Here is a 24,469-nt window from a genome sequence, read left to right as displayed (position 1 = left end):
TAGCATCGCTATGTGTAAAAAAGTAATGAAATATGAGCGAATTTTAGACGTTTTTTAGGAAATAGAAAAAGTCAAGATGAGTTCAATATATAGAATCTATAGAATTAAATCTTAAAAATATAATTATAGGCTAAATTAAAGGGGTATGGAAAGAAGGAAGTTTATAAGGAATATAGCTGGTACTGCAATTACGACAAGTCTTTTGCCTCTGGCATCATGTAAGTCTATAAATGGTAATGTTACTGAAATTAATGTTAGTAATGATCTTATTGAGGACGAGCAATGGCACCAATTAGGCACAGGAAAAAAAGTAAAAAATCCATTACGAAAAAAAACAAAATCGTACGATGTTGTTGTTATAGGCGCTGGAATGGCTGGTATACCTGCCGCAGTTGCTTCAGCCAGAAATGGTGCTAAAACGGTTTTAATTAATGACCGTCCATGTTTGGGAGGAAATGCTTCAAGCGAAATACGTGTAACCGTAAATGGAGTGGCACACCTAAAACCAAATAATCTTCCCGAAAGAGAGACTGGAATTATAGAAGAATTCTTATTAGAAAATAGAGCAAAAAATCAGCAAGAATCTTACCCCGTTTGGGATCATGTTTTATATGATTTTGTAACACGGGAACCCAACTTAACGGTGATGCTAAATACGCAAGCTATCGATGCGGAAATGAATGGAAATAAAATCGTTTCTGCGTGTTGCTGGCAACTTACTACAGAAACTGAGTTTATCATAAAAGCCCCTATTTTTATTGACTGTTCTGGGGATGGACTTATGGCTGCAAAAGCAGGTGCATTATATAGAACAGGACGTGAAGGTAAAGCTGAATTTAATGAAACCTATGCTCCAGACAAACCCGATGGATGGCAAATGGGAGCTTCTATTTTAATGCAGGCTAAAGATATGGGCAGACCTATGCCTTATGAACCGCCATCCTTTGTAATTAAATACGATGAAGAAAAATCAACCAAAAGAAAAATAAAACAATTTATTGATGGATTTTGGTGGGTAGAATTAGGTGATGATTTTGATATTGTAGATGTCCAAGAAGAAAATAGACATAAGCTTATGGGCTATTTACATGGCGTTTGGGACCATGTAAAAAATTCAGGAAAATATCCTGAATCTGCTAATTATGCTCTAGATTGGGTAGGTTCATTACCAGGACGAAGAGAATCACGTCGTTTTATAGGCGATTATATATTATCAGAAAGGGATTTGGTAGAGCATAAACATTTTGAAGATGCCATAGGTTTTGGTGGGTGGTCGTTAGATGAACATAATCCTGGAGGAATTGAAAATCTAAATGATCCACCAAGTTTTTTTCATTATAAATTTAAAGAAATTTATCAAGTACCCTTTAGGACTTTATATTCTGTTAACATAGAAAATTTAATGTTTGCAGGGCGTAATGTGAGTCAAACACATATTGCATTATCATCAACAAGAATACAGGGAACTTGTGCTTTAATGGGACAAGCAGTGGGTACAGCTGCTGCAATATGTGTTGAAAAAAATGTATTGCCAAGAGATATTGTTCAAACTCATATAAAAGAATTACAAGAACAATTAATGAGAGATGATGTTTACATCCCAAAAGTAGCTGCTAATGATCCTAAAGATTTAGCTAAAAAAGCTAGCACCATTTTTGGATCATCAACACGCTCTGGAGATGTTAAAAACCTGATCAATGGTATTTCAAGAGATATTGATGGGAAAATAAACCATTGGCAATCGGAAGAAGATTTGCCTGCAAAAGTACAATTAGAATGGGAGGCTCCTGTTTCTATTTCTAAAATAGAAATAAAATGTGATTCTAATCTAAAGAAGAACATTATGATGCTTAAACAACCTTCACGTAAAAATCATATAACAACAATTCCGCCAGAGTTGTTAAAGAGGTTAGATGTGGAAGCCAGAGTGCAAGGTAATTGGGTTAAAGTATGTAGTCAAGAAAAAAATATTACACGATTAATAAAGTTTAAGTTTGATCAAATTGAGGCTACAGCAATAAGAATCAACATGTTTGATACCTATGGAGTTAAAACTGTCAAATTATTTGAAATACGTTGTTATAATGATTAATAGTCTCAAAATAACTTTAAGTTTATTGCTTCCTCTTTGGTTCCTAATAAGTTTCCAAACAAAATCTATGGCTGTTAAAAATATTAACCATAAGATTGTTTTGAAACACCCTGGAGAAGATATACCTGTAGAAGTAACTCTTGTGGAAGTACAGGATAGTGATGGACTACCTATAGCCTATTTTACAGATGTAGAATCTGTAATATGTCTAGAACAAGTATGCAAAATAGTATCAGTAAGAATATATTGGAATAACATTGGTGTTTATCAAAAATATGAATTAGAAAACGGAGCAACTTTAGAAAAATATGAAGATGATTTATTTGATCCTGAAGATTACAAAAAACTACATACCATTCTAGCCAATATAGACTCCCCATATAAAGAAGTCTATCTTGATGAAATCTTAACAGTTGTTGATGAACATACAGAAGATATAGATGCTGTTTCTGGAGCTACAGCTTTAGAATTAGATGAAAAAGATACGGTTCCTGGAGCTGCTTTAACATGTTTTACTTTGTGGCACTGGGTTAATGGAGATATAGTTTCGATAATTAAAAATAAAACAGGAGAATCGGTATCAAATAAGCAACTTCAACAATTTTTAGTAGATGAAAATGAAACCTATTTTTATATAGCTATAGCAGAGTTACAAAAACGTAAAAATTATAGTAAAGAATTTATAGATACAATAATTAAAAGAGGGTTAAAAGATGATTTCCTGTTAAGAACAGCGTTCAATTATTTAAAAGGAGCTTCAGTTGAAAACTATTTATATGCTGCCGAAACATTATTTTTTAAAGGATCTAGGGAACAAAAATTAACAACTACTAGGTCTCTTATAAATACAGATTATAAGGTTTCTAAAGGGTATTTAAATAATTTTAGCACACAATTTAGTAAGCTCGATTATCAAGAAGTATCACTTTTATTAGAATTGATGCAAGATAAAAATCCTAATTCAAAAGTTGTTATTGAAAATGTTTTACCATTATTAAGTGGAGACTTTATAATAGCAAGACGAGCGTACTGGTTTTTAAATAATGAAACACTTACAACAAAACAAGAAAGAGAAATAAAATGTTTTTATAAAAAACATAAAGACAAATTGTAGATAACTAAAACCAAAAATAGTATTTAATGAAAAAACTAATTGACTTAACAGATCGCTCCTCTGATCAATGGGTGCAAATGGGATCTACAGAAAAACCAACTCTAATTAGAGAAAAAAAAATAAGTTCAGATGTTGTAGTTGTTGGAGGAGGAATGGCTGGTATTTGTGCCGCAGTGTCTGCTGCCAGAAACGGAATAAAAGTAGTTTTGGTTCAAGATCGTGCTGTTCTTGGCGGCAATGCATCAAGCGAAATACGTGTTATTGTACATGGTGTGACTAAATTAAAAAGTGGATTGCCAGAACGCGAAACAGGTATCTTAGAAGAAATTCTTTTATTAAATCGTTTTTGTAATGAGCAACACTCTTTTACGGTTTGGGATCATGTGTTATATGATTTTGTTACAAGAGAGTCAAATATTACTTTAATGATGAATACACAAGCTGTTCGGTCAAATACAAAAGATTCAAAAATAGAATCTGTTTTATGTTGGCAATTAAGTACAGAAACGCTTATCACTCTTTTAGCAGAACAGTTTATAGATTGTTCTGGAGATGGGTTAATGGGAGCAACATCAGGAGCCTTATATAGAACAGGTCGTGAAGGTAAAGCCGAATTTAATGAAAAATATGCTCCAGACGAACCAGATGGATGGCAAATGGGCGCTACTATTTTATTATCATCTAAAGATATGGGGAAACCTATGCCATTTAAAGCTCCTCCTTTTACCATAAAATTTGATGCCGAAAAAACACATCCAGATCGCAGAATAATACCTTTTGTAGAAGGGTTTTGGTGGGTTGAGATAGGTAGTAAGGGTGATATTATTGGAGATGCTGAAATTGACAGACATAGATTAATGGGTTATGCATATGGTGTATGGGATTATGTGAAAAATTCAGGTGATTTTCCAGAAGCCGATAATTTTGCCTTAGATTGGGTAGGATCATTACCAGGAAGAAGAGAGTCACGTCGATTTATAGGAGATTATATTCTTTCTGAACCAGATCAATTAAGTTTTAAAGATTTTGAAGATGCCGTAGCATTTGGAGGATGGCCTTTAGACGAGCACAATCCAGGAGGTATCGAAAACTTAAGTCAGCCACCTAGTTTTTGGCATGAGCATTTCGATAAAATATACCAGATTCCGTTTAGATCATTATATTCTAAAAATATTTCAAACTTGTTGTTTGCAGGAAGAAACATTAGCCAAACTCATGTTTCGTTATCTTCATCTCGTGTTATGGGAACCTGTGCTACTATGGGGCAAGCCGTAGGTACTGCAGCAGCATTGTGTGTTAAAAAAGAAATAACTCCAAGAGAATTAACACAAAATCACATTACCGAATTACAAGAGCAATTGTTAAGAGATGATGCTTTTATTCCACAAAGACCCGCTAACGATACACAAAACATAGCAAATACTGCTGATAAAATATATGCTTCTTCAACCCTTTCTGGTGATGTGAAGTTACTTTTAGATGGTGTATCAAGAGATGAAAATGGAGAAATTCATCACTGGAAATCGGAAGGTTTAGATTCAGAATTAACTTTTGAATGGAATGACCCAATAATGCTTTCTAGTATAGAGATAAAATGTGACACCAATGTTAAGAAGAATATTATGATGTTGAAAAATACGCGTGAAAACGAAGCGTATACAACAATAATACCTCCAGAACTTCTTAAGTCGTTGAGTTTAGAATTGTTAGTTGATGGAGAATGGAAAAACTATGAAACTAAGGATGATAATCAAAGACGACTAATAAAATTTAATTTTGATACTATCAAAATTTCAGGATTTAGGATTAAGATGTATGAAACTTATGGTTCAGAAAATGTTAAACTATTTGAAGTTCGTTGTTACAAATAATAAATCATGATATTGTAAATTACAATGACAAAAGCAGATTATATAGTTATTCTATTATACATGATAGGTGTTGTTGCTGCAGGTTTAATACTTGCAGGAAAAATGAAAAACTCTAAAGATATGTTTGCAGCAGGAGGGCAGTCTCCCTGGTGGGTATCTGGGTTGTCAGGCTTTATGACTATTTTTTCTGCCGGTACATTTGTTGTTTGGGGAGGTATTGCTTACCGATATGGATTTGTAGCCGTAGCCATAAATATGTGTTATGGAGTATCGGCAATGCTTGTAGGCTGGTTTCTTGCAGGCTATTGGCGAAAATTAGGCGTTAATTCTGCTTCAGAATTTTTGCAGTTACGTTTTGGAAGCTCTATAGTCCAATTTTACACATGGTTTCAGGGTACTTTTGGAATATTTGCGGTTGGTGGAGCCATTTATGCATTATCTAAGATTGTTTGTGCTTTAATGCCTTTACCAGAAGGTCATTTATTAGCAGATGCTAGCACAGGAATGCTATCGGTTCCTTTTACCTCGGTAATATTATGTTTAATTGTTATTGTTATTACATTTTCTGGAGGTTTATGGGCTGTATTGGTAACCGATGTTTTACAATTTGTAATCTTAGTAATCTCCGTAATTTTTGTAGTTCCATTAATTTTAAACAAAGCTGGAGGCTGGGATGCCTTTTTAAAAAAAGCTCCTGAAGGGTTTTTATCTCCAGTAGTAGATGATTTTACCTGGTGGTTTCTTGTAGGTTGGATAATTATTCATTTTTTTAAAATAGGAGGAGAGTGGGCGTTTGTTCAACGTTATACCTGTGTACCTAGTTCAAAAGATGCAAAAAAAGCAGCATTTATTTTTGGGGTGATGTATTTAATAAGTCCTATTTTTTGGATGTTACCAGCATTAGTTTATCGTGTTATTAAATCTGGTCAAGATGTAGAACAGGCCTATATTCTGGCTTGTAATCTCGTGCTTCCTGCCGGAATGATGGGGCTTATGGTAGCAGCTATGGCTTCAGCAACAGCAAGTGCTGCTACATCACAGATTAATGTATTTGCAGGAGCGTTTACAACCGAAGTTTATCAACGGATTTTTAATAAAAATGCCAATGAGAAACAACTTATGTTTGCTGGTCGTATTTTTACTGTAATCTTAGGTAGTGTGGTTATCGCAGGATCTTTGCTTATACCAAGGTATGGGTATACCAAATTTATAATAGATTTAACCACTTTACTAACAGGCCCTTTGGTATTACCTACCATTTGGGGCTTGTTTTCAAAGAAGATTGGAATTAAAACAGTTTGGGGAACAACTTTGATGGGCTTTATAGCCGCTTTAATTGTTAAATTTGGACTTACAAAAGATGGGTTTTTAACAGGATTGGATATTTTAGACCCCTTATCAAATTGGGTTATAGCAAACATGCGTCTTGCAGATTTAATTACAGGAATAATTATACCATTAATTGTTTTAACTGTGATAGAACTATTCATAAAAACAGAGCATCCTAATTGGAAGAAAATACAAAATTCAAAACAGACTTTTCAAGAAATAGAGATAGCTCTACCTTCATTGTTACCTGCAAAAATGGTAATGTATACCCTAGTTGTTATAGGTTTAGGAATGGTCATATTAGCCTTTGTTAATACTAATGAAATGAAAATTCTTTTGATATTTTCTTCAATTTTATTCTCAATAGCAGCAATTACATATTTTATTATTAGAAAAAGAGTATAAATTTAAAATATAATAAGAATGATAAGTTTTTTAATAAGTATACTAATTTTAGTATTAGGTTATTTTGTTTATGGCAATTATATTGAAAAAAAATTTGGTGTTGATACCAAGAGGCCGACTCCTGCTATTTATAAGGAGGATGGAGTAGATTTTGTACCGCTTAGTTTGGGCAAAATTTTTCTAATCCAATTTTTAAACATAGCAGGGTTAGGTCCAATTTTTGGTGCTATAGCAGGTGCGTTGTGGGGGCCAGTTGCATTTTTATGGATTGTTTTTGGATCTATATTTGCTGGGGCAGTACACGATTATTTTTCAGGAATGTTATCTGTAAGACATGATGGAGATAGTATTCCAGAAATTGTTGGTAAGTATTTGGGAACAGGAGTTAAATATTTTATGCGTATATTTTCTGTGGTGCTTCTAATATTGGTTGGAGTCGTTTTTGTAAAAGGACCTGCAACTATACTACAAGAGCTAACAGGTTTAAATGTATCATTATTAGTAGGTATTATATTTATTTATTACTTACTAGCGACAATGATTCCAATTGATAAATTAATTGGTAAAGTATATCCAATATTTGGTCTGTCTCTTTTAATTATGGCTGTTGGGTTATTTTTTGCTTTGATATTTCAAGATTATTCAATTCCAGAATTGACTTTTCAAAATATAACTAATATGCATTCAAATCCAGAAAAGTATCCAGTTTTTCCATTACTTTTTGTAACGATTGCTTGTGGCGCTATATCTGGTTTTCATTCTACACAATCACCATTAATGGCACGCTGTCTTACTAATGAAGTACATGGTAAAAAAGTGTTTTTTGGAGCGATGATAACAGAAGGTATTGTGGCATTAGTATGGGCAGCAATTGCAATGTCGTTTTTTGGAGGCGTTAGAGAATTAGGAGAGACTATGGCTCAAGAAGGTCACAATGCAGCTTGGGTAGTTAATATTATATGTAATACAACATTAGGGAGAGTAGGAGGTATTCTAGCCGTTTTTGGTGTAGTAGCAGCTCCAATAACATCTGGAGACACAGCTTTTAGAAGTGCAAGACTAACTATTGCAGATTCGTTAAACATTAATCAATCTAAATTAGTTAAACGTTTAATGGTTACAGTACCTATTTTTCTTATTGCATTAGCATTAACTAAAATTAATTTTGCTATTATATGGAGATATTTTGGTTGGTCTAACCAAATGCTTGCTACTGTAGTTTTATGGGCTATTGCGGTTTATATGAAAAAACATAATAAAAGTATTTGGTTTATATTAATACCTTCTGCATTTATGACAGCTGTTGTAACGACTTATATTTTAGTTGCTCCAGAAGGTTTCAATTTAGAATATAAATTTTCATGCATTGTTGGAATTATCGTATCAATTGCACTTTCTACTTGGTTTTTATTATCAAAAGCGTTAAAGGATAATGCTTGATTAAATAAATAATATTAAAAAAATAGATTTTATTGAGGTAATCTAGTATTTGTTTTTGATAAAAAGTGATAGTTAATCTTAGCTGATAATAAATATTTTTATGGGTTAAAACTAAAACCTTAATTTTGTTTATATAGGCATTGATTTAACTTATTTGTTAAATTAATGTTTAAAAACATATTTAAAAATTAAATTATGACTAAATTAAATATCAATAAAGCATTACTATTATTTGCTGGAATAATTTTTTTGGCTTGCTCAGGGAAAAAAAAGGAACCTGTTAAACTTGGCGAGGTAAATTCAGTTGCTGCAGAAATAAAAAAGGAAAGACCCAATATAGTTTTTGTTTTGTGTGATGATCTTGGATATGGAGATGTAGGGTTTAATGGCTCTAAAGACATTATTACCCCAGAGCTTGATAAGTTGGCAAAAGGAGGAACTATTTTTACTTCGGCTTATGTAATACATCCATTTTGTGGTCCAAGTAGAGCAGGGTTGTTAACAGGAAGATATCCGCATGTTTTTGGATCTCAATTTAATTTACCTCGTAATAGCGCAGTAACTGTTGGAGAAGGAATTCCATTAAGTGAAAAATTTATGGGTAAAATGCTGCAAGAATCGGGTTATTATACTGGAGCTATTGGTAAATGGCATTTAGGTGCTGTTCCAGGTTATCACCCAAATGATAGAGGTTTTGATGACTTTTATGGTTTTCTTGGTGGCGGACATAACTATTTTCCTAGTGAATATAGACCAAAATATGAGAAGCAACTTGCTTCGGGTAATAAGAATATTTTTGATTATTTAACACCTTTAGAACATAACGGAAAAGAAGTTAAGGAAACAGAGTATATAACAGATGCTTTGTCTAGAGAGGCTATACGTTTTGTAAATGATGCATCTAAAAAAGATAAACCATTCTTTCTTTATTTAGCTTACAATGCACCACATAGTCCACTTCAAGCTAAAGAAGAGGATATGAAAGTATTTGAAAATATTGAAGATAAAAGAAGACGTACTTATGCAGGTATGGTGTATGCGGTAGATAGAGGTGTTGGAAAGTTAGTGGATGCATTAAAAAAATCAGGAGAATATGACAATACACTAATTGTCTTCTTGAGTGATAATGGAGGTAGTTTAAGACAAGCAGCAAATAACGACCCGCTTAAAGGAGAAAAAGGAGATACTTATGAAGGTGGTTATCGTGTACCAATGTTTTTCCATTGGCCTAAAAATGTTGCAGAAGGAAAACGTTACGATTATCCTGTTTCTGCATTGGATTTTTTCCCAACCTTTGCTGGTTTAGCAGGTAAAAAACTTCCAAAAGATAATAATCTTCATGGTAAAGATATTTGGAAAGCCTTTAAGAAAGACAAAAGCCCTCGTAAAGGAGAAATGATTTTTGCAATGCGACACCGTAGTGGTTTTTCAGATGTTGGAGTTAGACAAGATGAGTGGAAAGCAACTAAAGCGTATAAAAATGGATGGAAATTATACAATATAGACGAAGATATTAGTGAAGAAAATGATTTAAGTGCAAAACATCCAGAGCAACTTAAAAAGATGGTTTCAGCAGCCGAATTATGGAGTAAAACACACACAGAACCTCGTTGGTTTGATCCAGAAAATTTGAGTAAAGCATGGAAAGAAAAAGAAATGGCTAAATTTAAAGAAACCTTTATAATTAAGTAATATTATATTCGAATTGATATTAAGAATGTTTTTGCTATATTGAGTCCATGACACACGAACTTAAGCAAATAATACAAGCAGCCATCCTTAATCAAGCGTCTGAGGTAAAGAATGTTCTTGCCACGGTGGTTGATTTGGATGGTTCTTCTTATAGGCGTCCAGGAGTACGCATGTTACTATCTAGTAACGGTACTATGGTTGGTGCTGTAAGTGGAGGCTGTGTAGAAAAAGAGGTATTAAGAAGAGCGCAATCTGTTTTTGAAACAGGGAAATCTAAAATAATGACATACGATGGTCGTTATCGTTTAGGATGTGAAGGCATATTGTATATTTTGTTAGAACCTCTTGATATTTCTAATGAATTTAAAAACCTATTTTTTCAGAAATTAGAAGAAAGAATAACATTTACTATTCAATCATTTTATAAAAAAGAGGATGAGTGCGTAGGAGATTTCTATTCTATAATTTCCTTTGGAGAAAAGGAAAATTTTACTTTTTCAAAACAACATAAAAATCAAATTTCGCAAAATGAAGATGTGAAAATATTTTCACAAAAACTACTTCCGTGTTTTAAGTTACTTATTATAGGAGGAGAACATGATGCTGTAAAGCTTTGTAAAATGGCATCGCTTTTAGGTTGGGAAGTCGATGTGGTTACATCTATAAGAGACCCAAAAGAACTTCAAGATTTTCCTGGAGCAAAATCTGTGATTTCAGATACGCCAGAAACTTTTGTTGTTGATGGTATAGATGCACAAAGTGCAGTTATTTTAATGACTCATAATTATGCTCAAGATCTTAGATATCTTTTGAAATTAAAAGATTGTAAACAGTTGTATATTGGCATATTAGGATCTGCAAAAAGGAGAGAACAACTTCAAAATGAATTATTTGATTATACAACAGAATTAGAAGAATCGTTTTTAGAACGTATACATAGTCCTGCAGGATTAAATATAGGTGCTATAACACCAGAAGAAATTGCTTTGTCCATTTTATCTGAAGTTTTAGCAGTTACGAGAAATAAAGAACCTATTTATTTAAAAACAATTACGGGTAAAATTCATTCTCAAAATTAAAGAATGAATATATCGATTATCATACTAGCAGCAGGTCAATCTTCCAGAATGGGACGTATTAAGCAGTTGTTACCTTATGAAAAATCCACACTTTTGGAAGTTACAATACATAATGCATTAGCATCTAAAGCAAACAACGTTTATTGTGTGTTAGGTGCAAATTCAGGGCTTATTAAAAAAGAAATAAAAGAGCCAGAGGTCACTTTTATTAATAATCCTAATTGGAAATCCGGTTTAAGTTCAAGTATTGTTTCTGGAATTAAACATTTACAAACTTTAAAAGAACATTCTGATGCTGTTTTAATAACATTAGCAGATCAGCCTCATGTAGATTCAGCTTATATTGATTCATTAATTAATCTATATCAAGATAATCAAGGTGAAATCATAGCATCTGCTTACGAGAATAAAAAAGGTGTTCCTGCAATTTTTCCTATAACTATTATTGATAAGCTTTTAAAGCTTGAAGGGGATAAAGGCGCGAAATCATTTTTAAACAATTCAGAATATAATATTATTACACTTGAGTTAGAATCGTTTCAAATTTTTAGAGATATTGATACACCCGAAGATTATAAAAAATTATTTAAATAATAAGTATGATTGTTGTTCTTGTAAAATTCTTCTATCCAAAAATTAAATTGTTAAATATTGAAAATAAGGTATCTGTATAGTTTATGGTTTAGAAATGAACTCTAAAGTACATTTGAAATACTTACAGTCACACCAAAACTACTTAGTATTTTTAATTTTATAAATTAATTAAGAATAATCTTCTTTAATACCAAGATAATTATAAAAATAGTTTGATTAAATGAATAGACTAAATCCTTTTACATTATTTTTTTACTTAGTACTACTAAGTTGTTTAAATTCAGTGACTGTATTTTCTTTGCCTGATAATAAGCTTGAAATACCTATTAATGTTGATTCACCAAGAATAACCCAATCATTAAATGGGGCATGGAAGTTTTTTCAAGGACCTCACAGACATGCTTCCAAAGAAAATTTTGATAGTAGTCGTTGGCAATGGGTAAGTGTGCCTCATACCTGGAATACAGATATTATTAAGAAAACGGGATATTATAAAGGACATGCTTGGTACAGAAAGACTTTTCATGCCGCTTCAAAATTAAACGCAAAGCGTGTTTTTATTAGATTTGAAGGCGCTCTAGCGAGAACAAAAGTTTATTTAAATGGAAAAGAAGTAGGAGCTCATGATGGCGGATATGCTGCTTTTGCTTTTGAAATTACTGATTTAATTAAATTTAATTCAGATAATCAATTGGCGGTCATGGTTAGTAATGCCGATAATGCTGAAATAGTACCCACAAGCGATTATTTATTTACACGTTTTGGAGGTATTTACAGACCTGTAGAGCTTATATATACAGACCAAGTTTGTATCTCACCAATTGATTATGCTTCTCCAGGAGTTTACCTAAAGCAACAAAATGTTACTAAAAAAAAGGCTGAGGTCGAAATTGTAACAAAACTGGATAATGGGTATAAAGAGGCACAGAATGTATTAGTTGAAACTTCTATTAGTGATGCCTCTGGAAAAATTATTTGGAAACAAGTTACAAAGCCAATACTAAAAAATGGACTTCAAGATGTGAGTCAAAAAGCTATTATTAAAAACCCGCATTTATGGCATGGAAAAAAAGATCCTTACTTGTACTCAGCTCGAATAGCCATTATAAAAAAAGGAAAAGAAATAGATGTTGTACAGCAACCACTAGGGCTTAGATATTTTCACGTAGATGCTAATGAAGGATTCTTTTTAAATGATGAATATATTAATCTTCGAGGAGTTTCCAGACATCAAGAGTGGGAGCAATCTGGTTCTGCTTTAACTAATGATCAGCATGAGCGTGATATGGCATTGATGGAAGAAATGGGTGTAAACACAATTAGGTTTGCGCACTATCAACAAGCAGATCTTATGTATGATATTACGGATAAAAATGGTATAGTAGTTTGGGCGGAAGTTCCTATTACACCACCATATAAGAAAAATAACAAAAAATATAAAGAAAATTGCCGCCAACAAATCATTGAGCTTATTAGACAAAATTATAATCATCCCTCAATTCTTCTTTGGGGCATGTATAACGAAGTTCATATTCCTATAGAGCATGCGCAAGAATTTCAGAAGCTTATGAAAACTGAAGACCCTACACGTCTTACTACGGCAGCTTCTAATAAAAAGTTAATGGATCGACATGAAGTAACAGATTTAATTGCTTGGAATAAGTATTTTGGTTGGTATAATAACCCTCATGACGGTATAGGAGCTTTTATGGATGGTGTACATGAAAAGAAGCCTAATTTAAAAATTGCTGTTTCAGAATATGGAGCTGGAGGTTCTATTGCACATCAAAGACAAGAACTAACGCCTCCAGACCCTACGGTAGGACAATTTTATACAGAGCAATACCAGTGTTATGTACATGAAAAAAATTATAAGGTAATTAATAAACGTAAATATATATGGGGTAAATACATATGGAATATGTTTGATTTTAGTTGGCCTATCGTCGACCGTGGAGATGCCGAACTGTTAAATCATAAAGGCATGATAACTTACGATAGAGAGGTTAAAAAAGATGTTTTTTATTTCTATAAAGCTAATTGGTCTAAAATGCCTGTTCTTTATATTACAAGTAAAAGACATATTTACAGAGATAATCCAACAACAAAGGTTAAGGTATATTCAAATGCTAAAAATGTAGAGCTTACTTTAAATGGAGAAAAAATTAATAAGAAACCAACTCAAGAAAATGGTGCTTTTGTATGGGAAGATTTAAACCTTAAGAAAGGAGAAAATAAGGTTGAGGTTTCTGCAGATTTTAAAGGAGCTTTATTAAAAGATACTTGTACGTGGGTGTATTAATTGTTTGCTTTAAAAAAGCGGTTAACACAAATTTTATGGATTAGTATAAATTGCAAGAGGCTATCTAAAAATATTTTTAGATAGCCTCTTTTTTATTTATTGTTAGTGTATATTAATCCCAATGCGCATTAATTATTTCCTGTATGTGCGGATATTTAATATCTGTTTCATTTAAATCTTTTCTAAGTTTAATAAGTTGTGATTTTAGATTAGTAATAATGTCTTTATATTCAGGATTACTATAGGCGTTATTCATTTCTTTAGGATCTTTTTTTAAATCATAGAATTCCCAAGCAACAGGCGTATGTCTGGTAAAATTGTTACCCCAACTTTTATTATTATAATTAATTTCGGGGTTATCAGTATCTATCCAATATTTCCCATAATAGAATATAAGCTTGTGGTTTTTTGTTCTAATACCAAAATGTGCAGGGTTTGCATGTCTATGCGCTAAATGCATCCAATAACGATAATAGGTAGCTTGTTGCCAACCTTTTGGTTCTTTACCTGTTTCTAATATGGTTTTAAAACTTTTTCCTTGCATATAATTAGGAGTATTACCTCCTGCCATTTCTATTAACGTAGGTGCGAAATCGGTATTGTTAATAATCGCATCTGTTCTAGTTCCTGCTTTTACTGTTTTGGGATATCTTACAAAAAAAGGCATACGCATAGATTCGTCGTACATCCAACGTTTATCAATATAATCGTGTTCTCCTAGCATAAATCCTTGATCTCCTGTGTATACAATAATCGTGTTTTCAAGAAGCCCTTCAGCTTTTAAATAGTCCATTAATCTTTTTACATTATCATCAACACCTTTTACACATCTTAAGTATCTTTTTAAATATTCTTGATAAACAATACTTGTATTTTTATCCTCTTCATCATTACGTATATATTTAACCAGCTCACTAGGTTTTACTTCTTGTGCATTTCTGTAATTTCTATAAAGGGTGCTATCTATGTATAGATTCATAGCTTGATTACGTACTATGTTTCTTCGTGAAACAGAGGAGCCAATTATCCGCGTAAGCGAATCGTTAATACCTCGTGTTGCAACAGAGCCATTATTTTTATTATCATATAAGTTCTCTGGTTCTGGAATAAATGTATCTTTTAAATAGTTGTTATATCTAGGTGCATTTTCAAAATCATCGTGAGGTGCTTTAAAATGATGCATTAAAAAGAAAGGCTTGTTAGGGTCTCTTTTGCTTTTTAACCAATCTAAAGTTATATCCATAATATTGTCTGATGAATGTCCTTTAGTTTTTATAGTGTTTTTTGTCCATGGTTTTTCTCCTCGAACTCTAAAAGTAGGATCGAAATATTTACCTTGTCCTGGTAGTACTTGATAAAAATCGAAAGCAGAAGGCTCATTATGTAAATGCCATTTTCCAACAATAGCAGTTTGGTAACCTAAGTTTTTCATTTCTATAGGCAGATATTGTTGTTCCGGAGTTATTTGTCCATCTAAGTCTAAAACACCATTTGTTTGTGCGCGTTGTCCTGTGATAATTGCAGCTCTACTTGGTATACAAATAGCATTATTTACAAAACAATTATCAAAAATAAGTCCTTCGTTAGCAATCTTATCTAATGTAGGTGTAGGGTTTAATTTTGCTAATCGACTTCCATAAATACCAAATGCCTGAGAGGTATGGTCGTCAGACATGATATAAATAATATTTGGTTTTTGAGACTTGCTTTCTTGTTTTTTATTACAAGAGAGGAAACTAAATATGATAAAAAATATTATTAATAAATTTATGTTTGATAGTTTAAACATGGAGTTGTAATTACAGTTTATCGTATATCTTATTTAAATTTAAAGTGTCTTTCATATCTTTTTGTAAAAGCATGAGGTCTTTAAAAAGGGTTTTTACTTTAGTCTTATTTTTTGCGAGAGAAGCAATATTTTGTATCTCTTCTGGATCATTATTTAAATCAAATAATAAGGTTTTTTCAATTTTTGGATATACAATAAGTTTATAACCATTTTTTCTAATCATACGTTGTAAATCTACATAGCCATTATAAATAGCTTCGTAATGACTTTTAGTTTGTTTGCCTTTAGCTAAATCTAATACACTATTAAAAAACACATAGTTTGGCTTCTTTATATTAGCAATTTCTAGAGTAGTTGCCATAGCATCTTGTAAATAAATATCGTGCGTTACTTTTTTGTTTTTAGGTATGTCTGGACCAGAAATTATAAATGGTGCTCTAATACTGTGATCAAATTGTGATTGTTTTCCAATTAGTCCATGTTTACCTATGGCTAATCCATGATCTGCTGTAAAAATAATATAGGTATTATCCATTTTACCACTAGCTTCTAATCGCTTTATAATTTTTCCAATTTGTACATCTAAATGTGTAATTAAAGCGTAATACTCTTGAATGTGTTTTTTAGTAGCATATTCTGTTCTAGGAAAAGGAGCTAAAGCTTCGTCTCTTAAATCTGGACCACAGCCCATACCGTTTTTAAAAGGGTATTCTGGTAACCAACTTTTTGGAAGACTAATTTTGTCTAAAGGGTATTTGTTTAAAAATTCTTGTGGTGCTTGCCTAGGGTCATGAGGAGCATTAAAAGATAGATACATAAAGAAAGGATTCTCACTTTTTTCGGCTTTTTCAATAAAAGTAAAGGCGTCATCTTTTAAAACTTCACTCCAGTGTTTACCACCTTCCCAAAAACCACCAAACTTTGTGTCTGTAGGGAACCAAGAAGTATCTTGTTCATTTAAGGGTCTATTATATCCAATAGGCATAACACTAGCGGGGTTTATCTTAGTATCTTTAATAGCTTTGAATTTGGCAATCATTTCTTCATGTTCCCAAGAATCTCCAGGCATTCCAGGTCTTATATGTACAACATTTTGAAACACCTTACTAGCTTTTGCATCGATATGCCATTTTCCTGTCATGTAAGTATCGTAGCCATTAGCTTCCATAAGTTTCCCCCATGTTTTGTCAAGTTTCTTGTTTTTTAACCAATTGGTTCTAAATTGGTTAATATCCCAAAGGCTACGTCCAGAAATTATCATAGATCTGGAAGCTGTGCATATGGCGCCGTTCCAACCTCCCATATTATAGGTATTAGTAAATGTGGTGCCATTGTTTACTAATCGATTTAAATTAGGGGTTTCAATTCCTGTATTTCCTAGGGCGTTAATAGTACTATAGCTCATGTCATCAGCAAAAATGAATACCACATTGGGAGCTTCTTTTTTTTCTTCTTTAGTTTTTTTATTGCAAGCTGTTAGGGTAATAAGTAAAGTAAGGATTATGAGTTTTTTCATTATAATATCTATTATTAAATAATTTATAAAAGGAGGTAATTACAAGTTAAGGGGTTGCATTTATAGAAAAATGATTTACTTTAAATGTGAGACTATTTTACTATAGTTTTCATCAATATTACTAATCATAGATTAAAACTGTTTAAGAATTGATTAATACATTGTTTTATAACATTCAAAAATATGTTTATATAAAATAAACTAATACCATAAATGGGTTATATAACAAAACAAATGTTAGATTATATGAGTTTTAATTGAAGATGTTAATAGGATATGAAGAATAGTACTGTTTTTAGTTAAATTAAAACCAGTATATTATTGTAATTTTTATGCGTATAGTTTGATAGAACTAATTTAAAAGTTCTTTCTGTATGCCAACCCTAAAGCAACGTTCTTCTCCAAGATATAATGGGTTTCCATGTTTTTCAGACCAAAAACCATCTAAGATATCTTTAGAAATACATTTATAAACAACAACTCCTTTATATATATTTTCGTTATCGTCTTTGTATTTAAAATTAATAACAAGAATATTATTTTTAAAAAAACCAGTACCTATTTGACTTTGATTGTTGTTTATAAGCCATTTGGCTTTAATTCTTTGGTTAGCATCAAGTTTTAAACTTAGTGTACCTCTATACTCGTTTTCTTCTAAATCTTGATTGCTTCCTATTATAGTGTATTTACCAACTAAATCTTGAATGGTCATGGTTTAAGTTTAATCTAATGTAGTTTTTTAATCTGATATGTCAATTAAAAAATAAAACTCTCATATAATTAAATTATTATGAGAGTTTTGTGGAGTTCCTAATAAATCTAAAAGAACTCAAGGTTATTCAATATGGATGACAAAAAAGAAATTAATGCGTTTATTTGGGAAGAAAAAAAATGATTGCACGAGCTTTAAAAAAATTATTATAAAAACCTTCTAGTTTTTTTTTGGAAATATTTGGAGCTCGGTTATGTCTATCGTTTAGATTGAAATAAAAATTCACTTTCTTCCCCTAATCTTTCCCCTGTAAACTGAAAACCCCTTATAAATAAGGGGTTTTTGTGGAGTCGGAGGGAGTCGAACCCTCGTCCAAACAAGTAACCAAAGGGCTTTCTACACGTTTATTCTTTTCTTGGGTTTTCGATTATAAGCTGGTTAAAGAAAACCTACTTATAACTTATCTTCTTTAGTTTCAAAAGAGCATCAAAGCGCTACTCAATCTATGTTAACATTTACGATGCCTCAAAATGGAACGCCGTTAACCAAGGCTTTCCGGAGACATAAAGCTTGTACACCTTGTGTACCTAGGCTAATCTTACTATAATTCAGATTATGCAGCTAAAGCGTAGTTATTCTCGCCGTTTAAAATTTGATCTAGCCTTTAACGTGTTTCAATGTCATTACACGACGTGCTTACCGTTCAATTAATCTCGCTGTCAAAACCAGTCGACCCCGTTTTTCTGCCTAAGCAGTAATTTTACTAATTGAAAAATGATAATCATTTTAGCGCTCCCAAAAGGGGGCAGGCTTTCGGCTATATCTTTTGCAGAAAAAGCAAAAGGATGCCGCCTCAATCCTTAACGCAGAATGCAAAGTTATCGAAAAAGTTTGTATAAGCTTTCAAATCCTGTTACTTTCGTTCAAAATTTGTATCACTTTTTTACTCTCATGAAAGAATTAACTACTAATTAAATTAATATGAGTCTTAAGTTTGTCATTATAAAAGAACGTAAAAGTCCACCAGACCGTCGTGTTGTATTTTCACCTTCAAAATTAGAAGAAGCGCAGAAACTATTTCCAGAAGCTACTTTTAAAGTGGAATCTTCAGATATTCGTGCATTTTCAGATGAGCAATATAAAAGAAAGGGATTAGAAGTTGTAGAAAATATTAATGATTGCGATGTTATGATAGGGGTAAAAGAAGTGCCAATAGATACGCTTATACCTAATAAAAAATACTTTTTCTTTTCGCATACTATTAAAAAACAGCCTTATAATAGAAAACTTTTAAAAACTATTTTAGAAAAAAACATAGAACTTTTCGATCATGAAACCATAGTTAATGATAAAGGTTTTCGTTTAATAGGTTTTGGACGTTATGCAGGTATAGTAGGCAGCTATAATGGGTTTAGAGCTTGGGGCTTAAAGTATAATTCATTTAATTTACCAAAAGCAGGTACTTTACCAAATCAAGACGCTTTAATAAAAGAATTAAATAGTATAAGATTACCTAATATTAAAATATTATTAACGGGGAGTGGAAAGGTATCTAATGGAGTTCAAGAGATGTTAGATGCTATGAGGATAAAAAGTATTTCAGTTAATGAGTATCTAAATAATACTTTTAATGAGCCAGTATATTGCAAAATAGATGTTTTAGCTTATAACAAGCGTAAGGACGGTACTATACTAGATAATATAGATTTCTTTAATAATCCCGAAGCATATGAATCGGATTTTATGCGTTTTGCTAAAGTAACAGATTATTATATTGCAGGACATTTTTATGGAGACAGAGCTCCATATTTATATACGAGAGATGATGTGAAGTCTTCAGATTTTAATATTAAAGTAGTAGCAGATATTAGTTGTGATGTTGATGGACCTGTAGCCACAACACTTCGTGCGTCTACTATAGCAGAACCTATTTATGGTTATGATCCAGAAACTGAAAGAGAAGTAGATTATAAAGATGATAAAGCTATTGTTGTTATGGCAGTAGATAATTTACCTTGTGAGCTTCCAAAAGATGCTAGTGAAGGTTTTGGTGATATGTTTTTGCAACATGTTATTCCTGCATTTTTTAATGGAGATAAAGATGGAATTCTAAAACGTTCAAAAATTACTGAGAACGGAAAATTGACAGAACACTTTGCTTATTTACAAGATTATATTGACGGATAAGCAAATAAATAATTTAAAATAAATTTTAAGAATAATAAATAATACATAATGTCTAAAACAGCTTTAGTAACTGGAGCGGCATCTGGATTAGGGTTAGAACTATCCCTTTTATTAGCTAAGGATAATTATAACCTTGTTTTAATTGATATAGATGCTACTAATTTAGAAAATGCAAAGTCAGAGATTCTAAAAATAAATGATATAGAAATAATTTCAATAGTAAAAAACCTTTGCGATCCTGGTGTTTCAGAAGTTATTTTTAATGAAATTAAAGGTATGCCTATTGATGTTTTAGTTAATAATGCAGGTTTTGGTTTGTTTGGTAAGTTTGCAGATACGGAGTGGAGGAGAGAAATGGACATGTTACAGCTACATGTTATAACTAGTACACACTTAACTAAGTTAGTATTAACAGGTATGCTAGAACGTAATTCTGGGAAAATTTTAAATGTATCATCTTTAGCAGGTTTTCAGCCAGGGCCTTTAATGTCTATTTATTATGCTTCAAAAGCTTATATGTTATCGTTTTCTCAAGCTATATCTAATGAGTTAAAAGGAACAGGTGTTACAGCAACAGTATTATGTCCAGGACCTACTAAAACATCTTTTCAAGAGGTTGTTTCTGGAGAATGTTCTAAAAATAAAATAACCTTTAATATGGCTTGTGCAGATAAAGTGGCAGCTTATGGTTATAAAGCAATGATTAAAGGAAAAGAGGTTGCAGTACCAGGAATTTTTAATAAGTTTTTATCAGGCTTACCACGTCTTTTAACTAGAAAAAGAGCAACTTCGGTAGTGCGAAAAATTCAGGAAAAAAATAGAGAAATTCCAAATGTTAACCAACCTGTTAAAGCATAATTAAAATTAAGTATCTATTTTACTTTAACTGTTTTTAGTCATTGTAAACTGTTTTAGAATTAACAAAAACATTAAATACCCAAAAACCAATATTTAAAGATATACCAAATAATATGGTAAATAACCAAGCCTCGTAGTGTTTATTTGGGTGGATTATAATACTTAAAATATCGTTAAATAAATTCGATGGATTTTGAATAACCTCCCATGAATTATAGCGTAAAAATCTCCCTAAATAAATACCAAATGCAGTAAGTAAGATTATAAATGTTATTAAGTATTTTTCAATTTTGCTTTATTGAATATCCGTTTTTACTCATAATCCAGTAATTCCAGCTATTACTAGTCTATCGAATAGTTTTTCCTCAAAATATCTTCGATTGAGTTTGTAAACAAATTCGTTTAGGTAGAGTTGTAGGTATTTGCCTTTAATTTTGTGATAATTTCCAAGTAAGTTTCGTTTGGCATTGCTTATGGTAATATGTACCCATTTCAAGGTCTCTTTAGTAGTTTGTTTATCTGATTTTTCACTAATATGTAGTTCTACAAAATCAGCAATATCAACATATGAAGTACTTTTATCAGTAAAAACAATGCTTTGTTCGTCTAAAGACTCTTTAACAGTATCATTTACACCATCAGCCTTATGATCTGTCAGCACTTTGGCTTTAAAGTAGCGACATTGGCGATCCTTCTTGTTGGTTTTCGGGTCTTCTAAGGGAGTGGATTCTGCCATTATCATTACGTTTTGCTTTCCTACTGCACCACGACCTCTTTTTCCTTTTTGTTGCTCTATTTCAGAAGATTCGACCGTAAAATAACCTTCATCCATTTCAATCATACCTTCTAAAGTATAGCGGGCATCTCTGTTACCCATTGCTTTACGAAGTTTATGAACCATCGCCCAGACAGGTTCATACCTTTTTAAACCAAGCTGTTTCTGGATTTCTTTAGAAGAAAATCCTTTCTTGGTAGTAGTCATCAAAAACATTGTCTTATACCATATCATAAAAGATAGATTAGAATTTTGCATAATAGTACCACTTCTCAAAGATGTACGGGCTCTACAAGATTTGCACTCATAGCTCCAAACAGCCTTTATCCAATAGTGATGAGTATGACCACAACGCTGGCATTTAACTCCTATCTTATCTCTTTCTTGCTTAAAATGAGTACGACAAGCTTCTTCACTATCAAAATGGGCGGTAAAACTAAAAATATTCATGACTTGTTTTTTTAACAAAATAAGCATTTTTAATCAATTATTAGTAATTACGGATATTCAAATTTGCTTTTTATAAATTGTTTTAAAACTATTCTCATATCTAATAACGAAAAGAAGAAAAGAATTAATCCTGTTATAGCAAAAGAAGATAGGACTAAAACATCTAACCAGAGTAACTGATTAGGGCTTACTTTTAAATGCAGAAAATCGATAATAATATATGGTGCATTAGGAAGAAAGAGTAACCATATACAGAACAAAATATAAGGACTACTTTGTTAGGTATAGAAAAACTTAGTAAATAGCTTGTAATACTAAAGGGAATAACAGCTAAAAATAAATTCCAAACTAAGAATAAATAAAAATAAGAATTTGTAATTTTCATTCTAACCATTAATAATATCATGCTAAAAACTGCAGTAATTAATAGAGCAAATACAATTTTGTATCTGTTGCATAGAAATTGTTTGATGTTATCCATGGTTTTTTAGTTTGTATTCAAAAATCATAACAATTATTGTGCCTAATGTATAAGTAATTAAATCTTAAACTTGAAAGGTACTTCTTAATTATGTTCTAAGCAATTGATTGTCTTGTATATTCAATATGTTAAGGATGTTGATTAATTGCATAAACTCAACGAAAAAAGAAAATAGTAAGACTGAAAGAGCAATTTTTAAATAATTTTCGAGGATAAAACTTTTAAAGAAACAATACAAAAGTATGACAACTAGAAAATCTCCAACAGTGTAACGAATAAAGCCACTTGTTAAATATAATGCTATTAAAACTTCTGTTATAAAGAGTGTTATTGTTAGTATTAAATATGTTTTATTGAATTTAAAAGTCATGGTTTTATGTTTTAATAAATTAGTTGTGAATTAAGAATAGTGAAATATAAAATGACTATAGGGATGTTTGATAAAACAATGAAACAAGTCTTTATAAGCTCAGATTTTTGATTATTTGGGTCTAGTAGAAAAAAAATTAAAATGATTAATGAAATCATATTTATACAGGCAGCTAGTATTACGAATATCAATCCTAGATATATAAACCCTATACTTATACTAAAGCTTAATTCAAGTATGAAAAGAATGGTCCAATAGCAAAGCTTAAAATAGCTATAGTTTTACTTGTAGTTATTGATTTATTCATACTATTGTTTTGATTATGAAATTTATAGGTGTTGTGTGTTTCTGGTTTATTTTATCTCTATTTTATCTCCTAAAAATTTAGGGCTTACATTAAATAACATATCTATTGAAGCCTTAGTTCTTGCTAGATATTCTCGTAATTTAGTTTTAAAGATATAGCGAGTAGGAGTGTCTTTAGCATTAAAAGCAATAGCGTTAATATTAAAATGTCTTGCTAGATAAATAGCACGTTCATTATGGAATTTTTGAGAAATAATAGTATACTCAGTAAGTCCAAATACTTCTTTGGCTCTTACTATAGAATCCAGAGTTCTAAAACCAGCATAGTCGAGAAATATTTTATTTTCTGGAATCCCGTTTTTAATTAAATCGTTTTTAAAATCGGTAGGTTCATCATAACCTTTTCTTCCGTTATCTCCGCTAATTAATATGAGTTCTATTTTTCCAGCTTTGTATAATGATATAGCTGCTTCTAATCTATACTTGTAGTACAAGTTAATATTGCCGCTAGTTGTTAATTTACTGGCTCCTAGAATGAGACCAACCTTGTTTTTACTTATTGTTGAGATGTCATCATAAATAAAGTCTTTTGCTTTATGAGATACTGAATAATCTATAAATAGGACAATTATTAATGCTATAACACCAAATAAAACGGTCTTTTTTAAATATTTCATATGTTATCTTCAGGTTTTGTAGTTTGAATGTACTTTGTACTGGTTGTAATATGTCTTTTCTGTTTATTATGATTTACTAATAAAACCCATGTTTGCAACGTTGTAAAAAATGCTGAAGCAAAAAAGCTTATAAGGTAAGCCCCAAATTTAGATTCGTAAATACCATAACTACACAAACCAAAACTTACTATAGCATAGAAAGGGAAGTACTTTTTAAAGATGTCTTTATTAGTTCTACTATTTTTTTTGAACCAAAAAAAGGGAGCAATAGTAGATAGTATTACTATGGTACAGCATAATGAAATTGGAATTATTGATAAAAGTATAAGATAAAACATGGAGGCTTCAAAGTCTTCAGAAATAATAACCAACCAAAAAATGGATGTTGCAAGTACTATTGATTTTAAAATAGTAAGAGAAAGGTTCATAA

Annotated in this window: 20 protein-coding genes and 1 other RNA gene; 11 read left to right on the top strand and 10 right to left on the bottom strand. The window is 31.5% G+C overall.

Annotation, left to right across the window (positions count from 1 at the left end; genetic code table 11):
• Positions 1-145: 145 nt before the first annotated feature.
• The 9 genes from A8C32_RS17570 to A8C32_RS17530 all read left to right on the top strand — a co-directional run bounded on the left by A8C32_RS17570 (position 146) and on the right by A8C32_RS17530 (position 13,918).
• Positions 146-2,092: an FAD-dependent oxidoreductase gene (locus A8C32_RS17570; RefSeq protein WP_069831694.1), complete on the top strand. Its 1,947-nt coding sequence runs from the start codon at positions 146-148 to the stop codon at positions 2,090-2,092.
• Between the two features lie 67 nt (positions 2,093-2,159).
• Positions 2,160-3,206: a hypothetical protein gene (locus A8C32_RS17565; protein WP_123803473.1), complete on the top strand. Its 1,047-nt coding sequence runs from the start codon at positions 2,160-2,162 to the stop codon at positions 3,204-3,206.
• Positions 3,207-3,232: 26 nt separating this feature from the next.
• Positions 3,233-5,077, top strand: a complete 1,845-nt coding sequence (locus A8C32_RS17560) for an FAD-dependent oxidoreductase (protein ID WP_083253411.1) — start codon at positions 3,233-3,235, stop codon at positions 5,075-5,077.
• 24 nt (positions 5,078-5,101) lie between these two features.
• Entirely contained in the window at positions 5,102-6,811 is a 1,710-nt protein-coding gene (locus tag A8C32_RS17555) for a sodium:solute symporter family transporter (protein ID WP_069831692.1), read from the top strand.
• Positions 6,812-6,829: 18 nt separating this feature from the next.
• Entirely contained in the window at positions 6,830-8,251 is a 1,422-nt protein-coding gene (locus A8C32_RS17550; RefSeq protein WP_069831691.1) for a carbon starvation CstA family protein, read from the top strand.
• Between the two features lie 195 nt (positions 8,252-8,446).
• Entirely contained in the window at positions 8,447-9,943 is a 1,497-nt protein-coding gene (locus tag A8C32_RS17545; RefSeq protein ID WP_069831690.1) for a sulfatase family protein, read from the top strand.
• Between the two features lie 47 nt (positions 9,944-9,990).
• Positions 9,991-11,022 (top strand): XdhC family protein, encoded by a 1,032-nt coding sequence (locus tag A8C32_RS17540; RefSeq protein ID WP_069831689.1) that lies wholly within the window; start codon positions 9,991-9,993, stop codon positions 11,020-11,022.
• A 3-nt stretch (positions 11,023-11,025) separates the two neighbouring features.
• A complete protein-coding gene (locus A8C32_RS17535) occupies positions 11,026-11,616 on the top strand; it encodes a nucleotidyltransferase family protein (RefSeq protein ID WP_069831688.1) in 591 nt (196 codons plus the stop codon).
• A 220-nt stretch (positions 11,617-11,836) separates the two neighbouring features.
• A complete protein-coding gene (locus A8C32_RS17530) occupies positions 11,837-13,918 on the top strand; it encodes a glycoside hydrolase family 2 protein (RefSeq protein WP_069831687.1) in 2,082 nt (693 codons plus the stop codon).
• Positions 13,919-14,030: 112 nt separating this feature from the next.
• Here the strand turns inward: A8C32_RS17530 and A8C32_RS17525 are convergent, their stop codons facing one another.
• The 4 genes from A8C32_RS17525 to ssrA form a co-directional block, all read right to left on the bottom strand.
• A complete protein-coding gene (locus A8C32_RS17525) occupies positions 14,031-15,707 on the bottom strand; it encodes a sulfatase family protein (protein ID WP_069831686.1) in 1,677 nt (558 codons plus the stop codon).
• Positions 15,708-15,717: 10 nt separating this feature from the next.
• Positions 15,718-17,223, bottom strand: a complete 1,506-nt coding sequence (locus A8C32_RS17520) for a sulfatase family protein (protein WP_069831685.1) — start codon at positions 17,221-17,223, stop codon at positions 15,718-15,720.
• A 352-nt stretch (positions 17,224-17,575) separates the two neighbouring features.
• Entirely contained in the window at positions 17,576-17,935 is a 360-nt protein-coding gene (locus A8C32_RS17515; protein ID WP_069831684.1) for a hypothetical protein, read from the bottom strand.
• A gap of 342 nt (positions 17,936-18,277) precedes the next feature.
• Positions 18,278-18,672: a transfer-messenger RNA gene (ssrA, locus tag A8C32_RS17510) on the bottom strand.
• Between the two features lie 244 nt (positions 18,673-18,916).
• On the opposite strand from ssrA, the gene A8C32_RS17505 reads away from it, so the two are divergent.
• Together A8C32_RS17505 and A8C32_RS17500 are read left to right on the top strand one after the other, a co-directional pair.
• Complete coding sequence (locus A8C32_RS17505) at positions 18,917-20,122, top strand: NAD(P)-dependent oxidoreductase (protein ID WP_069831683.1); 1,206 nt, start codon at positions 18,917-18,919, stop codon at positions 20,120-20,122.
• Positions 20,123-20,170: 48 nt separating this feature from the next.
• Positions 20,171-20,980 (top strand): SDR family NAD(P)-dependent oxidoreductase, encoded by an 810-nt coding sequence (locus A8C32_RS17500; RefSeq protein ID WP_069831682.1) that lies wholly within the window; start codon positions 20,171-20,173, stop codon positions 20,978-20,980.
• 34 nt (positions 20,981-21,014) lie between these two features.
• On the opposite strand, the gene A8C32_RS21545 is transcribed toward A8C32_RS17500, so the two are convergent.
• The 6 genes from A8C32_RS21545 to A8C32_RS17485 all read right to left on the bottom strand — a co-directional run bounded on the left by A8C32_RS21545 (position 21,015) and on the right by A8C32_RS17485 (position 24,467).
• Positions 21,015-21,254 (bottom strand): DUF1361 domain-containing protein, encoded by a 240-nt coding sequence (locus tag A8C32_RS21545; protein WP_432416500.1) that lies wholly within the window; start codon positions 21,252-21,254, stop codon positions 21,015-21,017.
• Between the two features lie 42 nt (positions 21,255-21,296).
• Positions 21,297-22,205: an IS1595-like element ISAlg2 family transposase gene (locus A8C32_RS17495; RefSeq protein WP_069828596.1), complete on the bottom strand. Its 909-nt coding sequence runs from the start codon at positions 22,203-22,205 to the stop codon at positions 21,297-21,299.
• Positions 22,206-22,252: 47 nt separating this feature from the next.
• On the bottom strand, positions 22,253-22,465 hold the full coding sequence (locus tag A8C32_RS21540) for a DUF1361 domain-containing protein (RefSeq protein ID WP_165605861.1): 213 nt from the start codon (positions 22,463-22,465) through the stop codon (positions 22,253-22,255).
• 309 nt (positions 22,466-22,774) lie between these two features.
• Positions 22,775-23,056, bottom strand: coding sequence for a DUF2809 domain-containing protein (locus A8C32_RS21535; protein WP_083253409.1), 282 nt, complete (start codon positions 23,054-23,056; stop codon positions 22,775-22,777).
• Between the two features lie 353 nt (positions 23,057-23,409).
• A complete protein-coding gene (locus A8C32_RS17490; protein ID WP_069831681.1) occupies positions 23,410-24,039 on the bottom strand; it encodes a SanA/YdcF family protein in 630 nt (209 codons plus the stop codon).
• Complete coding sequence (locus A8C32_RS17485) at positions 24,036-24,467, bottom strand: hypothetical protein (RefSeq protein WP_123803472.1); 432 nt, start codon at positions 24,465-24,467, stop codon at positions 24,036-24,038. Before A8C32_RS17485 ends, A8C32_RS17490 begins: the two co-directional genes overlap by 4 nt.
• Positions 24,468-24,469: the final 2 nt, after the last annotated feature.

It is taken from the genome of Flavivirga aquatica, from assembly GCF_001747085.1.
Lineage (GTDB): Bacteria > Bacteroidota > Bacteroidia > Flavobacteriales > Flavobacteriaceae > Algibacter_C > Algibacter_C aquatica.
Note: the sequence above shows the minus strand (reverse complement) of the source record. Positions and strands in the feature narration are given on the sequence as shown.

Coding starts and splice junctions, on each gene's coding strand:
- A8C32_RS17485 (WP_123803472.1), bottom strand. CDS start 24,467: ATGAACCTTTCTCTTACTATTTTAAAATCAATAGTACTTGCAACATCC.
- A8C32_RS17535 (WP_069831688.1), top strand. CDS start 11,026: ATGAATATATCGATTATCATACTAGCAGCAGGTCAATCTTCCAGAATG.
- A8C32_RS17545 (WP_069831690.1), top strand. CDS start 8,447: ATGACTAAATTAAATATCAATAAAGCATTACTATTATTTGCTGGAATA.
- A8C32_RS17565 (WP_123803473.1), top strand. CDS start 2,160: ATGGCTGTTAAAAATATTAACCATAAGATTGTTTTGAAACACCCTGGA.
- A8C32_RS17495 (WP_069828596.1), bottom strand. CDS start 22,205: ATGAATATTTTTAGTTTTACCGCCCATTTTGATAGTGAAGAAGCTTGT.
- A8C32_RS17520 (WP_069831685.1), bottom strand. CDS start 17,223: ATGAAAAAACTCATAATCCTTACTTTACTTATTACCCTAACAGCTTGC.
- A8C32_RS21535 (WP_083253409.1), bottom strand. CDS start 23,056: ATGACTTTTAAATTCAATAAAACATATTTAATACTAACAATAACACTC.
- A8C32_RS17515 (WP_069831684.1), bottom strand. CDS start 17,935: ATGACCATTCAAGATTTAGTTGGTAAATACACTATAATAGGAAGCAAT.
- A8C32_RS17540 (WP_069831689.1), top strand. CDS start 9,991: ATGACACACGAACTTAAGCAAATAATACAAGCAGCCATCCTTAATCAA.
- A8C32_RS17490 (WP_069831681.1), bottom strand. CDS start 24,039: ATGAAATATTTAAAAAAGACCGTTTTATTTGGTGTTATAGCATTAATA.
- A8C32_RS17500 (WP_069831682.1), top strand. CDS start 20,171: ATGTCTAAAACAGCTTTAGTAACTGGAGCGGCATCTGGATTAGGGTTA.
- A8C32_RS17550 (WP_069831691.1), top strand. CDS start 6,830: ATGATAAGTTTTTTAATAAGTATACTAATTTTAGTATTAGGTTATTTT.
- A8C32_RS17560 (WP_083253411.1), top strand. CDS start 3,233: ATGAAAAAACTAATTGACTTAACAGATCGCTCCTCTGATCAATGGGTG.
- A8C32_RS17525 (WP_069831686.1), bottom strand. CDS start 15,707: ATGTTTAAACTATCAAACATAAATTTATTAATAATATTTTTTATCATA.
- A8C32_RS17530 (WP_069831687.1), top strand. CDS start 11,837: ATGAATAGACTAAATCCTTTTACATTATTTTTTTACTTAGTACTACTA.
- A8C32_RS17505 (WP_069831683.1), top strand. CDS start 18,917: ATGAGTCTTAAGTTTGTCATTATAAAAGAACGTAAAAGTCCACCAGAC.
- A8C32_RS17555 (WP_069831692.1), top strand. CDS start 5,102: ATGACAAAAGCAGATTATATAGTTATTCTATTATACATGATAGGTGTT.
- A8C32_RS17570 (WP_069831694.1), top strand. CDS start 146: ATGGAAAGAAGGAAGTTTATAAGGAATATAGCTGGTACTGCAATTACG.